The organism is Streptomyces sp. NPDC019224, assembly GCF_040632605.1.
Taxonomy (GTDB): Bacteria; Actinomycetota; Actinomycetes; order Streptomycetales; family Streptomycetaceae; genus Streptomyces.
Map to the genome: position 1 here is coordinate 1 of NZ_JBEYCF010000060.1, position 12,108 is coordinate 12,108.

The window sequence follows — 12,108 nt, forward strand, 5'->3', positions numbered from 1 at the left end:
CGACATCTCCGGCCTGACCCTGCACGCCGTCACCGAGGCCACCCTCGACGCCCCCGGCGCCACCGCCCACCTGGCCCGCGTCGGCACCACCGGAGCGCAACCGCGGAACGAGAGCCCCGATCCGTTGTGGGGTGCCGGTGTCAGCCGGCCCTCGCGGGCTCCGGCTGCGCGACGGCCGGCTCGGCCACCGGGGCGGCGGCCACCGGCCGCTCCCGCAGCGACAGCAGTACGCGTACGACTCCGATCCACACCAGGCACGAGCCGAGCATGTGCACCCCGACCAGGATCTCCGGGGTGTCGGTGAAGTACTGCACATAGCCCACGATCCCCTGGGCCAGCAGGATCAGGAACAGCTCACGGGCCCGGTGCAGCGGGCCGATGGGCGCGTCCACGGCCTTCAGGACGAACCAGAGCGCGACGGTCAGCGCCACCACGACCCACGCCAGGTCGGCGTGCAGCTGGGTGACCAGCTTCCAGTCGAGCGGGATGCGGTGCACATCGCTGGAGTCGCCCGCGTGCCGCCCGGCGCCCGTCACCACCGTGCCCACGGCGATCAGCAGCCCCGCCGCGACGGCGAGGAGCCGGGCCAGCTGGGCGACCGCCTTGCCGACCAGCGGGCGCGGTGCCTCGTCGCCCTCGCGGGCCCGCTGCCAGGTCATCAGGGCGACCGTGAGCAGCGCGGTGGACAGCAGGAAGTGCGCCGCGACGGTGTACGGGTTGAGGCCGACGAGCACCACGATGCCGCCGAGCACGGCGTTGCCCATCACGATCCAGAACTGCACCCAGCCCAGCAGGGTGAGGCCGCGCCGCCAGGGCTTCGCGGAGCGGGCCGCGATGATCGCCCAGCCGACCGCCGCGCACAGCACGTACGTGAGCATGCGGTTGCCGAACTCGATGGCGCCGTGGAAGCCCATCGCGCTCGTCGTCGTCAGGCTCTCGTCGGTGCACTTCGGCCAGGTCGGGCAGCCGAGACCGGAGCCGGTCAGCCGGACGGCGCCGCCGGTCACGACGATGACGACGGCCATCACGACCGCCGACATGGCCGCCCGGCGCACCGTCCTGGGCTGGGGCGTCCAGACCTCGGCGATGTACAGCAGCGGGTTGCGCAGGGCTTGAGCGACTTCGGCTCGGGTCAGCTTGGGCACGCGCACCATGGTAGGACGCCGCTTGTGCAAGCTTTCACGAGGGGGCGCCGCCCTGATCGGAGCGACGGCCCCCTGGGGGACGAGTTGCCCGAAACGGCGACGGAACGCATCCGGGGGCTCACTCCCAGCGGAAGAACCGCGCCGCCGCGCCGAGCCCCAGCACCGTCCAGACCGCGAGGACGCCCAGGTCGCCCCACGGCATCCCGGCGCCGTGCGCGAGGACGTCCCGCAGCCCGTCCGAGAGGGCCGCGATCGGCAGCAGCCCCAGCACCGACTGCACCGCGTCCGGGAACTTCTCCAGCGGCACGATCACCCCGCCGCCCACCAGGAGCAGCAGGAAGACCAGGTTGGCGGCGGCGAGCGTCGCCTCCGCCTTCAGGGTCCCGGCCATCAGCAGCCCGAGCCCGGAGAAGGCGGCCGTCCCCAGCACCAGGAGCAGCAGCACGGCCAGCGGGTCGCCGTGCGGCGACCAGCCCAGCGCGAAGGCGATCACCGTCAGCAGCACCACCTGGAGCACCTCGGTGACCAGCACGGACAGGGTCTTCGCGGTCATCAGCGCCCAGCGGGGCAGCGGGGAGGCGCCCAGGCGCTTGAGCACCCCGTAGCGCCGCTCGAAACCGGTGGCGATGGCCTGGCCGGTGAAGGCCGTCGACATCACGGCCAGCGCCAGCACGCCGGGCGTCAGGAAGTCGACCGCCTCGCCCGTGCCGGTGTCGACGATGTCGACCGAGCTGAACAGCACCAGCAGCAGCGTCGGGATGACCACGGTCAGCAGCAGCTGCTCGCCGTTGCGCAGCAGCATCCGCGTCTCCAGCGCGGTCTGCGCGGCGATCATGCGCGGCAGCGGGGCGGCGCCCGGCCGGGGGGTGTACGTACCGGCGCTCATGCGCGCAGCTCCTTGCCGGTCAGTTCGAGGAAGACGTCCTCCAGGGTGTGGCGCTCCACGGAGATGCCGGAGGGCATCACGCCGTGCTGGGCGCACCAGGAGGTGACGGTGGCCAGCAGCTGCGGGTCGATGTCGCCGGTGATGCGGTAGGCGCCGGTGCTCAGCTCGGCCGCCCCGGTGCCGTCGGGGAGCGCCTTGAGCAGTGAGCCGAGGTCGAGCCCGGGGCGTCCGGTGAAGCGCAGGGTGTTCTCCGCGCCGCCCCGGCACAGGGCCTCGGGGCTGCCCTGGGCGACGATCCGGCCGGCGTCGATGACGGCGACCTCGTCGGCCAGCTCCTCGGCCTCGTCCATGAAGTGGGTGGTGAGCACGATGCCCACGCCGTCGGCGCGCAGTTCCCGGACGAGGTCCCAGGTGGAGCGGCGGGCCTGCGGGTCGAGCCCGGCGGTGGGCTCGTCCAGGAAGACCAGCTCGGGCCGGCCGACGACGGCCATGGCCAGGGCGAGCCGCTGCTGCTGGCCGCCGGAGAGCCTGCGGTAGGTGGTGCGGCCGCAGGAGCCGAGGCCGAGGCGCTCGATCAGGGCGTCGACGTCGAGCGGGTGGGCGTGCAGCTTCGCCATGTGGCGGAGCATCTCGTCGGCGCGGGCGCCGGAGTAGATCCCGCCGGACTGGAGCATCACGCCGATCCTGGGGCGCAGCCGTGCCGCGTCGGCGACGGGGTCGAGCCCCAGGACCCGGACCGTGCCGCCGTCGGGGCGCCGGTAGCCCTCGCAGGTCTCGATGGTGGTGGTCTTGCCGGCGCCGTTGGGGCCGAGCACGGCGGTGACCGCGCCGGCCGGGATCTCCAGGTCGAGGCCGTCCACCGCGGTCTTGTCGCCGTACCGCTTCACCAGGCCGCTGATCCGGACGGCCGGGCCGGAGAAGGGTCCCGGGGGAGGCGGGGCGGGCTCGCTGTTCATGGCAGACGAGTCTAGGCAGCCGCGCGCCGTGCCCCGGCCCGGGGGCTTGATTAGGTAACCCTAAGTGATGGATTGCACGGTTGATCGTTTCGGACCGTGGTTGTCAGGGTCGGGTGAATTACGCAACAATGGCGTTGTGAAATACACGGGCGAGGCTCCTCAGGAGGAACTCGCGACCGGGGAGCGCTCGACGCGCAACCGCGTCGCGCGCTCCATCCTGGACCACGGCCCGTCCACCGTCGCGGAGCTGGCGGAGCGCCTGGGGCTCACCCAGGCGGCCGTCCGCCGCCATCTCGACGCCCTCGCCTGCGACGGCGTCGTCGAGGCCCGTGAGAAGCGGGTGTACGGGGCGCGGACCCGGGGCCGCCCGGCCAAGGTGTTCGCCCTCACCGACTGCGGCCGGGACGCCTTCGACCAGTCCTACGACACGCTCGCCGCGGACGCCCTGCGCTGGATCGCCGAGACCGCGGGCGACGAAGCGGTCATGGCGTTCGCCCGGGCCAGGACCGCCGAGCAGTCGGCGGCCTACCGCGCGGCGATCGAGGCCGCGGACCCCGAGGCGCGCACGGAGGCGCTGGCCAAGGCGCTGTCCGCCGACGGGTACGCTGCTACGGCGCGCAGCGCGCCGGGCCCGCAGCAGGGTGAGCAGCTGTGCCAGCACCACTGCCCGGTCGCACACGTCGCCGAGCAGTACCCGCAGCTGTGCGAGGCGGAGACGGAGATCTTCTCCAGCCTCCTGGGGACCCATGTGCAGCGTCTGGCCACCATCGCCCACGGCGACGGGGTGTGCACGACGTACATTCCGCGCAGCGGCCACCCCACCCCACAGACCACCGATTCAGCATCTGCAAGCACGGCCGGGAGGAACCCCGCATGACGCTCCCCACGGAGACTGCCCACCCTGAGCTCGAGGGCCTGGGCACGTACGAATTCGGCTGGGCCGACTCCGACGAGGCAGGCGCGGCGGCCAAGCGCGGCCTCTCCGAGGCCGTCGTCCGCGACATCTCGGAGAAGAAGAACGAGCCGGACTGGATGCTGAAGCTGCGGCTCAAGGGCCTCAAGCTCTTCGGCAAGAAGCCGATGCCGAACTGGGGCTCGGACCTGTCGGGCATCGAGTTCGACAACATCAAGTACTTCGTCCGCTCGACGGAGAAGCAGGCGGAGTCCTGGGAGGACCTGCCCGAGGACATCAAGAACACGTACGACAAGCTCGGCATCCCCGAGGCGGAGAAGCAGCGCCTGGTCGCCGGCGTCGCCGCGCAGTACGAGTCCGAGGTCGTCTACCACCAGATCAACGAGGAGCTGGAGGCGCAGGGTGTCATCTTCATGGACACCGACACCGCGCTGAAGGAGCACCCGGAGCTCTTCAAGGAGTACTTCGGCACCGTCATCCCGGTCGGCGACAACAAGTTCGCCTCGCTGAACTCGGCGGTCTGGTCCGGTGGCTCGTTCATCTACGTCCCGAAGGGCGTGCACGTCGAGATCCCGCTCCAGGCCTACTTCCGTATCAACACGGAGAACATGGGCCAGTTCGAGCGGACGCTGATCATCGTCGACGAGGACGCCTACGTCCACTACGTCGAGGGCTGCACGGCCCCGATCTACTCCTCCGACTCGCTGCACTCCGCGGTCGTCGAGATCATCGTGAAGAAGGGCGGCCGCTGCCGCTACACGACGATCCAGAACTGGTCGAACAACGTCTACAACCTGGTCACCAAGCGCGCCGTGGCCTACGAGGGCGCGACCATGGAGTGGGTCGACGGCAACATCGGCTCCAAGGTCACCATGAAGTACCCGGCCGTCTACCTGATGGGCGAGCACGCCAAGGGCGAGACCCTGTCCATCGCCTTCGCGGGCGAGGGCCAGCACCAGGACGCCGGCGCCAAGATGGTCCACATGGCCCCGAACACCTCGTCCAACATCGTCTCCAAGTCGGTGGCCCGAGGCGGCGGCCGCACCTCCTACCGCGGTCTGATCGAGATCGGCGAGGGCGCGCCGGGCGCGAAGTCCAACGTCCTGTGCGACGCGCTGCTCGTCGACACGATCTCCCGGTCCGACACCTACCCGTACGTGGACGTCCGCGAGGACGACGTGTCGATGGGCCACGAGGCGACCGTCTCCAAGGTCTCCGAGGACCAGCTCTTCTACCTGATGAGCCGCGGCATGACCGAGTTCGAGGCCATGGCGATGATCGTGCGCGGCTTCGTCGAGCCGATCGCCAAGGAACTCCCGATGGAGTACGCCCTGGAGCTCAACCGGCTGATCGAGCTGCAGATGGAGGGTTCGGTCGGCTAGTGCCGCCGAGGCCGGCCCGGCAGGGCCGGCCCCCGAACCTCCCCGACACCTGTCCGACCGAGAAAGCGAGCACTACGACAGCCATGGCTGAGGCTCAGAACATCCCCGCGGGGTCCACCACCGCCGGTTCCATCGCGGTGGCCGCGGAGTCGACCGTCGCCACGCGCATGAGCGCCCCCCCGTCCTTCGACGTCGCGGACTTCCCCGTCCCGCACGGCCGTGAGGAGGAGTGGCGGTTCACCCCGCTGGAGCGGCTGCGCGGCCTGCACGACGGCACCGCCGTCGCCACCGGCAGCGGTGTGAAGGTCGCGATCGAGGCCCCCGAGGGCGTCACGGTCGAGACCGTCGGCCGCGACGACGCCCGGCTCGGCAAGGCCGGCAAGCCGGTGGACCGGGTGGCCGCGCAGGCCTACTCGTCCTTCGAGCAGGCCCACGTCGTCACCGTCCCCAAGGAGGCCGTGCTCACCGAGCCGATCCGGATCGCCGTGCACGGCGAGGGCGGGGTCGCCTACGGCCACCAGGTCGTGGAGCTGGGTGCCTTCGCCGAGGCCGTCGTCGTCATCGACCACACCGGTGACGCGGTGCTCGCCGCCAACGTCGACTACGTCCTGGGCGACGGAGCCAAGCTGACCGTCGTCTCCGTGCAGGACTGGGACGAGCGCGCCGTCCACGTCGGCCAGCACAACGCGCTGGTCGGCCGGGACGCCTCGTTCAAGTCCGTCGTCGTCACCTTCGGCGGCGACCTGGTCCGGCTGCACCCCCGGATCGCGTACGCGGGCACCGGCGGCGAGGCCGAGCTGTTCGGCCTGTACTTCACCGACAAGGGCCAGCACCAGGAGCACCGCCTCCTGGTCGACCACAACACCCCGCACTGCAAGTCCAACGTGGCCTACAAGGGCGCGCTCCAGGGCGAGGACGCGCACGCGGTGTGGATCGGCGACGTGCTCATCCAGGCCCCGGCCGAGGGCACCGACACCTACGAGATGAACCGGAACCTGGTTCTGACCGACGGTGCGCGGGTCGACTCGGTGCCGAACCTGGAGATCGAGACCGGCGAGATCGTCGGCGCCGGCCACGCCTCCGCGACCGGCCGCTTCGACGACGAGCAGCTGTTCTACCTCCAGTCCCGCGGCATCCCGGCCGAGGAGGCCCGCCGCCTCGTCGTGCGCGGCTTCTTCGCCGAGCTGGTCCAGCAGATCGGCCTGCCGGACGTCGAGGGCCGGCTCCTCGACAAGATCGAGGCCGAGCTGGAGGCGTCGGTCTGATGGCCTTCGTCAAGGCGTGCGCGCTGAGCGAGCTGGAGGACGACACCCCCAAACGGGTGGAGCTCGACGGCACGCCGGTCTCCGTCGTCCGCACCGAGGGCGAGGTGTTCGCGATCAACGACATCTGCTCGCACGCGAACGTCTCGCTGTCCGAGGGCGAGGTCGAGGACTGCTCGATCGAGTGCTGGCTGCACGGATCGAGCTTCGACCTCCGCACCGGCAAGCCGTCCGGTCTTCCCGCGACGCGCCCCGTCCCCGTATACCCCGTCAAGATCGAAGGGGACGATGTGCTCGTCTCCGTCACCCAGGAGTCCTGAGTCACCCATGGCAACGCTTGAAATCCGCGACCTGCACGTCACCGTCGAGGCCGACAACGCCACGAAGGAGATCCTCAAGGGCGTCGACCTGACCGTGAAGCAGGGCGAGACCCACGCCATCATGGGCCCCAACGGGTCCGGCAAGTCCACCCTCGCCTACTCGCTGGCCGGTCACCCCAAGTACACCGTCACCAGCGGCACGGTGACCCTGGACGGCGAGGACGTCCTGGAGATGTCCGTCGACGAGCGGGCCCGCGCCGGCCTGTTCCTCGCCATGCAGTACCCGGTCGAGATCCCCGGTGTCTCGGTCTCCAACTTCCTGCGCACCTCCGCCACCGCCGTCCGCGGCGAGGCCCCCAAGCTGCGTACCTGGGTGAAGGAGGTCAAGGACACGATGGCCCAGCTCCAGATGGACCCGGCCTTCGCCGAGCGCAACGTCAACGAGGGCTTCTCCGGCGGTGAGAAGAAGCGCCACGAGATCCTTCAGCTGGAGCTCCTCAAGCCGAAGGTCGCCATCCTCGACGAGACCGACTCCGGTCTGGACGTCGACGCCCTGCGCATCGTCTCCGAGGGCGTCAACCGGGTCCGCGACACCGGCGAGGTCGGCACCCTGCTGATCACGCACTACACCCGGATCCTCCGGTACATCAAGCCCGACTTCGTGCACGTGTTCGCCAACGGCCGGATCGCCGAGTCCGGCGGCGCCGAGCTCGCCGACAAGCTGGAGAACGAGGGCTACGAGGCGTACGTGAAGGGTGGCGCTGCCGCGTGACACAGCTGCCGGGCCTCCTCGACACCGAGGCGATCCGCAAGGACTTCCCCCTTCTGGACCGCACGGTCCACGACGGGAAGAAGATCGTTTACCTGGACAGTGCCGCGACATCCCAGAAGCCGCGCCAGGTTCTCGACGCCCTCAACGAGTACTACGAGCGGCACAACGCAAATGTGCACCGCGGTGTGTACACGATCGCGGAGGAGGCCACGGCGCTGTACGAGGGCGCCCGTGACAAGGTCGCCGCCTTCATCAACGCACCCAGCCGCAACGAGGTCATCTTCACCAAGAACGCCTCGGAGTCGCTCAACCTCGTGGCCAACATGCTCGGCTGGGCCGACGAGCCCTACCGGGTCGACCACGAGACCGAGATCGTCACCACGGAGATGGAGCACCACTCCAACATCGTGCCCTGGCAGCTGCTCTCGCAGCGCACGGGCGCGAAGCTGAAGTGGTTCGGCATCACCGACGACGGCCGGCTCGACCTGTCCAACATCGACGAGATCATCACCGAGAAGACGAAGATCGTCTCCTTCACGCTGGTCTCGAACATCATGGGCACGCACAACCCGGTCGAGAAGATCGTCCGGCGCGCCCAGGAGGTCGGTGCGCTCGTCTGCGTCGACGCCTCCCAGGCGGCCCCGCACATGGTCCTCGACGTGCAGGCGCTCCAGGCCGACTTCGTGGCCTTCACCGGTCACAAGATGGTCGGCCCGACCGGCATCGGCGTGCTCTGGGGACGACAGGAGCTCCTGGAGGACCTGCCGCCGTTCCTCGGCGGCGGCGAGATGATCGAGACCGTCTCGATGCACTCGTCGACCTACGCGCCCGCCCCGCACAAGTTCGAGGCCGGTACGCCCCCGATCGCGCAGGCCGTCGGCCTCGGCGCGGCCGTGGACTACCTCTCGGCGATCGGCATGGAGAACATCCACCGCCACGAGCAGGCCATCACCGCCTACGCGGTGAAGCGGCTCCTCGAGGTGCCGGACCTCCGGATCATCGGCCCGGCCACCGCGGAGGACCGCGGCGCGACGATCTCCTTCACGCTCGGCGACATCCACCCGCACGACGTGGGGCAGGTGCTGGACGAACTGGGCATCGCGGTCCGGGTCGGCCACCACTGCGCCCGCCCGGTCTGCCTGCGGTACGGAATTCCTGCGACGACGCGAGCGTCGTTCTATCTGTACTCCACGCCCGCCGAGGTCGACGCCCTGGTGGACGGCCTGGAACACGTCCGGAACTTTTTCGCCTAGACGCGGCTGGGGATTGACTCGTGAAGCTGGATTCCATGTACCAGGAAGTGATCCTGGACCACTACAAGCACCCCCACGGGCGCGGCCTGCGGGACGGCGACGCCGAGGTGCACCACGTCAATCCGACGTGCGGTGACGAGATCACGCTGCGGGTGCGGTACGACGGCGAGACCATCGCCGATGTGAGTTACGAGGGCCAGGGCTGTTCCATCAGCCAGGCCAGCGCCTCCGTGCTGAACGAGCTGCTGGTCGGCAAGGAGCTGGGCGAGGCGCAGAAGATCCAGGCCGCGTTCCTGGAGCTGATGCAGTCGAAGGGGCAGCTGGAGCCCGACGACGCGATGGAGGAGGTGCTGGAGGACGCGGTCGCGTTCGCCGGTGTCTCCAAGTACCCGGCCCGGGTGAAGTGCGCGCTGCTCAGCTGGATGGCGTGGAAGGACGCGACGGCGCAGGCGCTGTCCGAAGGGAAGACCGCATGAGCGACAACGAGACCGTGACCACCAAGCCGGCCACCGAGGAGGAGGTCCGCGAAGCGCTGTACGACGTGGTCGACCCCGAGCTGGGCATCGACGTCGTCAACCTGGGGCTGATCTACGGCATCCACATCGACGACGCCAACATCGCCACCCTCGACATGACTCTCACGTCCGCGGCCTGTCCGCTGACCGACGTCATCGAGGACCAGGCGAAGTCCGCGACGGACGGCATCGTCAACGAGCTCCGGATCAACTGGGTCTGGATGCCGCCGTGGGGCCCCGACAAGATCACGGACGACGGCCGCGAGCAGCTGCGCGCGCTGGGCTTCAACGTCTGAGCATCCGCGTTCCGCGTACGAACCCGAACGGCCCCCGGCGATCCCGCCGGGGGCCGTTCGGCGTTACGGCCGCCACAGGTGGGGGGACTGTTCCTCCGGTGTCGCCGGGGTGGTCGGCAAGCGGTAGCAGCGTGACTGGACGGTGACTGTCAGCATGGCAGGGGCCTTCTCGGACTTGACCTCTTTGTTCAGTCTTATGTCAACCATGACCCGCCGCCCCTTGGACTCGGCGACGATCTGTGGACTGTTGCCGATCGTGCCGTCCATGCCGTCCTTCGTGATCTTCCAGCCGTCCTTCGGAAGCCCGGCCCGCAGGCGGTTCATGCCCTTCTCCAGCTCGGCGAACGGCGCCTTGTAGAGACTCCAGGGGTGATACGCGTAGTAGGGCTCTTCCTGGCTGTAATCGTCCGAGCAGGGCATCGTCATCGCCCCCGGCTCCGTTGCTTTACCCTTGACGTCGATGATTTCGAGAATTCGGCTGGACGCCTGCTCGACATCTGCCACCGCGGCAGCCTTGTCCCGTGTCTCCATCGCCGCATCCTTTCCTGAACACGCCACTGAAAGCGCGCATAGCGCGATACTGAGTCCCAGTGCAGAAAATCTACTATTCAAGTTTCACCTTGGAGTAACGGCCGGCGATGACGGCTGCCTGATTGAGCAGGCTGAGGGAGTCCTCTTCGTAGAATTCCTTGTGGCTGTGGGCATCGCTTTTCATGATGTTCCCGCCGAAGGAATCGTCGGTGGGGATGCTTCCGTTGTCGCCGAGCCCCAGGAATCGGCCCCCCTCGCGGACTATTCGGTCGTCCCAGCCATCGGCTCCCATGGCCCACACGTGGTCGCCTCTGACGCCCAGGTCCGCAGCGTGATCGGCTTGGACACCGGGACTGCCCGCGAAGACATAGTCGTCGGCGGCCTTGAGGTCCTGCCAGGTCCCCGACTGCGCCGAGACGCCGACGACTGTGCTGCCGTAGCTGTGTCCGAGGACGGTCGTGTGTGAGCGAGTGCCGTCGGCGGCCTGCTGCGCGACTCTGTTCCCCTCCAGGAAGTCGTGAAGCCTCGGGCCCCCTTCTTCCGCGTACTCCCCACGCGTCGCCTGCGGAGCGACGTTGTCCGGTGCGTTGTAGTCGAGCCACAGGATGGTGGAGATTTTCTGGTCAGGGGCCAACTGGTGACTCGTGCTCCAGAGTCCTTCGGTGCGGCCCAGGTCCCCGCGGGTGGATTCCAGGCTCGCTTTCGTGCCGGGGACCCAGACGCCCACATGGTCCGCCGTGTCAGGATTCCCATTGGCGAGAATGATCTTCCCGTCTCCGAGGCCGGTGGGATCGAAGCCGAGCAGATACGCCTCGGGAAGCCCCTTCTCGCCCGTACGGTCGAATCGTTCCTGGATGGCCTCCATTCCCTTGAGCGCGCCCTCGAGCCCGGCCTTCCTGCCCCCGTACTTGTCGTTCCACTGCCGCCATTCCGCGGTGACGACCGCAGCGGGATAGCTGCCGTTGGCATTGGGGGCGTATGTGACCGGCTCTTTCGGAATGGCATTCAGATCCAGCTGGTATTTCGCCCTCGTCTCGTCCAGAACCATTCTGTTCGCGTCGTCGCGGACGTCGGACGGGAGGCCGTTCATCGATCCGATGGCGTTCGGGTGGACCGCCAGGTAGTCGGCCTGCTGCTCCGGAGTGAGGCTCTTCCACCACGCCGCGCTCTCCTCGGGGGTGGCTCCTTTCGGCGGGGGCTCGATGCTGTCCAGGTAGGGGTCGGCGGCCTCGGCCACCCCGTCCCGGTCGGAGGTCACGTCCGTCCAGTCCCGGTTCGAGACCGCGAGGTCGTCGTCGGCGCGGAGGGCGCGGAGCTTCGGCTCCCACTTCGCGTCCGCCTCGGTGGCTTCCCGCAAGGCGTCCGCTATCCGGTCGGCGTACTCGATGGCCACGCCGTAGTACGGGTTCGGGTGGATGTTCGCCGCCTGGCGTTCCAGGGCGGCGGCTGTCGGGTCGCTCCCGGTGCTGCCGGTGACGGTGCCGCCCGCGGCGTCCTTCTCCTCACCGGGCTTCCTGCCGGCCGGGAAGCCGACCGAGCCGTCCGCGTGCACCGTGCAGCGGTCCGCCCGCGCGTCCTCGATCGCCGCTTCCAGCTTCCGCCTGGCCGAAGCCATGTCGAAGGCGAAACCGTTCAGCGCGGTGCTCACGAGCCCGCACTCGGTCTGTACGTACTGGAAGTTCTTCGAGACCGCGGTCAGTTCGCGCAGGGCGGCCTCGGCCGTAGCGCCCGCGAGCCGGTTGCGTATTCCCGCGGCGATCTGGTTGTCGACGGTGTCCTTCGCCGCCTCGGCCATCGCGGCCGTCGCCCGGTACGCGTCTGCGGCGTTCTCGAACTCCGAGGGCTTGAGCGCCTTCAGCGTCGCAAGATCCATGCGC

At 69.2% G+C, this 12,108-nt stretch carries 13 protein-coding genes; 8 read left to right on the forward strand and 5 right to left on the reverse strand.

Translation table 11 applies throughout. The annotated features are described in order from the left end of the window. Positions 1-140: 140 nt before the first annotated feature. The 3 genes from ABZ564_RS28365 to ABZ564_RS28375 all read right to left on the reverse strand — a co-directional run bounded on the left by ABZ564_RS28365 (position 141) and on the right by ABZ564_RS28375 (position 2,987). Positions 141-1,154, reverse strand: coding sequence for a COX15/CtaA family protein (locus tag ABZ564_RS28365; RefSeq protein ID WP_360861871.1), 1,014 nt, complete (start codon positions 1,152-1,154; stop codon positions 141-143). Positions 1,155-1,263: 109 nt separating this feature from the next. Further along, complete coding sequence (locus tag ABZ564_RS28370) at positions 1,264-2,031, reverse strand: ABC transporter permease (RefSeq protein ID WP_360861873.1); 768 nt, start codon at positions 2,029-2,031, stop codon at positions 1,264-1,266. Continuing rightward, positions 2,028-2,987 (reverse strand): ABC transporter ATP-binding protein, encoded by a 960-nt coding sequence (locus ABZ564_RS28375; RefSeq protein WP_360861875.1) that lies wholly within the window; start codon positions 2,985-2,987, stop codon positions 2,028-2,030. The genes ABZ564_RS28370 and ABZ564_RS28375 overlap by 4 nt, the downstream gene beginning before the upstream one ends. A gap of 136 nt (positions 2,988-3,123) precedes the next feature. Here ABZ564_RS28375 and ABZ564_RS28380 point away from each other — a divergent pair, with 136 nt between their 5' ends. From ABZ564_RS28380 to ABZ564_RS28415, 8 genes are all read left to right on the forward strand, one after another. Beyond that, positions 3,124-3,864 (forward strand): metalloregulator ArsR/SmtB family transcription factor, encoded by a 741-nt coding sequence (locus tag ABZ564_RS28380; protein WP_360861877.1) that lies wholly within the window; start codon positions 3,124-3,126, stop codon positions 3,862-3,864. Further along, positions 3,861-5,282: a Fe-S cluster assembly protein SufB gene (sufB, locus tag ABZ564_RS28385; RefSeq protein WP_360861879.1), complete on the forward strand. Its 1,422-nt coding sequence runs from the start codon at positions 3,861-3,863 to the stop codon at positions 5,280-5,282. Before ABZ564_RS28380 ends, sufB begins: the two co-directional genes overlap by 4 nt. 83 nt (positions 5,283-5,365) lie before the next feature. After that, the gene (gene sufD, locus ABZ564_RS28390) at positions 5,366-6,547 is read left to right on the forward strand and encodes a Fe-S cluster assembly protein SufD (protein WP_360861881.1); all 1,182 of its coding nucleotides are present in this window, start codon (positions 5,366-5,368) and stop codon (positions 6,545-6,547) included. After that, positions 6,547-6,864: a bifunctional 3-phenylpropionate/cinnamic acid dioxygenase ferredoxin subunit gene (locus tag ABZ564_RS28395; protein ID WP_018555702.1), complete on the forward strand. Its 318-nt coding sequence runs from the start codon at positions 6,547-6,549 to the stop codon at positions 6,862-6,864. Before sufD ends, ABZ564_RS28395 begins: the two co-directional genes overlap by 1 nt. Before the next feature lie 7 nt (positions 6,865-6,871). Then, on the forward strand, positions 6,872-7,636 hold the full coding sequence (sufC, locus tag ABZ564_RS28400; protein ID WP_360861883.1) for a Fe-S cluster assembly ATPase SufC: 765 nt from the start codon (positions 6,872-6,874) through the stop codon (positions 7,634-7,636). Beyond that, a complete protein-coding gene (locus ABZ564_RS28405) occupies positions 7,633-8,889 on the forward strand; it encodes a cysteine desulfurase (protein WP_360861885.1) in 1,257 nt (418 codons plus the stop codon). The genes sufC and ABZ564_RS28405 overlap by 4 nt, the downstream gene beginning before the upstream one ends. 20 nt (positions 8,890-8,909) lie before the next feature. Next, positions 8,910-9,365 carry a Fe-S cluster assembly sulfur transfer protein SufU gene (gene sufU / locus ABZ564_RS28410; protein ID WP_073968341.1) on the forward strand — a complete coding sequence of 152 codons (456 nt, stop codon included), beginning with the start codon at positions 8,910-8,912 and terminating at the stop codon, positions 9,363-9,365. Further along, on the forward strand, positions 9,362-9,700 hold the full coding sequence (locus ABZ564_RS28415) for a metal-sulfur cluster assembly factor (RefSeq protein ID WP_143618889.1): 339 nt from the start codon (positions 9,362-9,364) through the stop codon (positions 9,698-9,700). Before sufU ends, ABZ564_RS28415 begins: the two co-directional genes overlap by 4 nt. A 63-nt stretch (positions 9,701-9,763) precedes the next feature. Here the strand turns inward: ABZ564_RS28415 and ABZ564_RS28420 are convergent, their stop codons facing one another. Then, the gene (locus tag ABZ564_RS28420) at positions 9,764-10,231 is read right to left on the reverse strand and encodes a hypothetical protein (protein ID WP_360861888.1); all 468 of its coding nucleotides are present in this window, start codon (positions 10,229-10,231) and stop codon (positions 9,764-9,766) included. A 73-nt stretch (positions 10,232-10,304) separates the two neighbouring features. Continuing rightward, on the reverse strand, positions 10,305-12,104 hold the full coding sequence (locus ABZ564_RS28425) for an alpha/beta hydrolase (protein ID WP_360861890.1): 1,800 nt from the start codon (positions 12,102-12,104) through the stop codon (positions 10,305-10,307). Between the last annotated feature and the right edge of the window lie 4 nt (positions 12,105-12,108).

Coding starts and splice junctions, on each gene's coding strand:
- ABZ564_RS28395 (WP_018555702.1), top strand. CDS start 6,547: ATGGCCTTCGTCAAGGCGTGCGCGCTGAGCGAGCTGGAGGACGACACC.
- ABZ564_RS28415 (WP_143618889.1), top strand. CDS start 9,362: ATGAGCGACAACGAGACCGTGACCACCAAGCCGGCCACCGAGGAGGAG.
- ABZ564_RS28375 (WP_360861875.1), bottom strand. CDS start 2,987: ATGAACAGCGAGCCCGCCCCGCCTCCCCCGGGACCCTTCTCCGGCCCG.
- ABZ564_RS28425 (WP_360861890.1), bottom strand. CDS start 12,104: ATGGATCTTGCGACGCTGAAGGCGCTCAAGCCCTCGGAGTTCGAGAAC.
- ABZ564_RS28365 (WP_360861871.1), bottom strand. CDS start 1,154: ATGGTGCGCGTGCCCAAGCTGACCCGAGCCGAAGTCGCTCAAGCCCTG.
- ABZ564_RS28370 (WP_360861873.1), bottom strand. CDS start 2,031: ATGAGCGCCGGTACGTACACCCCCCGGCCGGGCGCCGCCCCGCTGCCG.
- sufD (WP_360861881.1), top strand. CDS start 5,366: ATGGCTGAGGCTCAGAACATCCCCGCGGGGTCCACCACCGCCGGTTCC.
- ABZ564_RS28420 (WP_360861888.1), bottom strand. CDS start 10,231: ATGGAGACACGGGACAAGGCTGCCGCGGTGGCAGATGTCGAGCAGGCG.
- sufC (WP_360861883.1), top strand. CDS start 6,872: ATGGCAACGCTTGAAATCCGCGACCTGCACGTCACCGTCGAGGCCGAC.
- sufB (WP_360861879.1), top strand. CDS start 3,861: ATGACGCTCCCCACGGAGACTGCCCACCCTGAGCTCGAGGGCCTGGGC.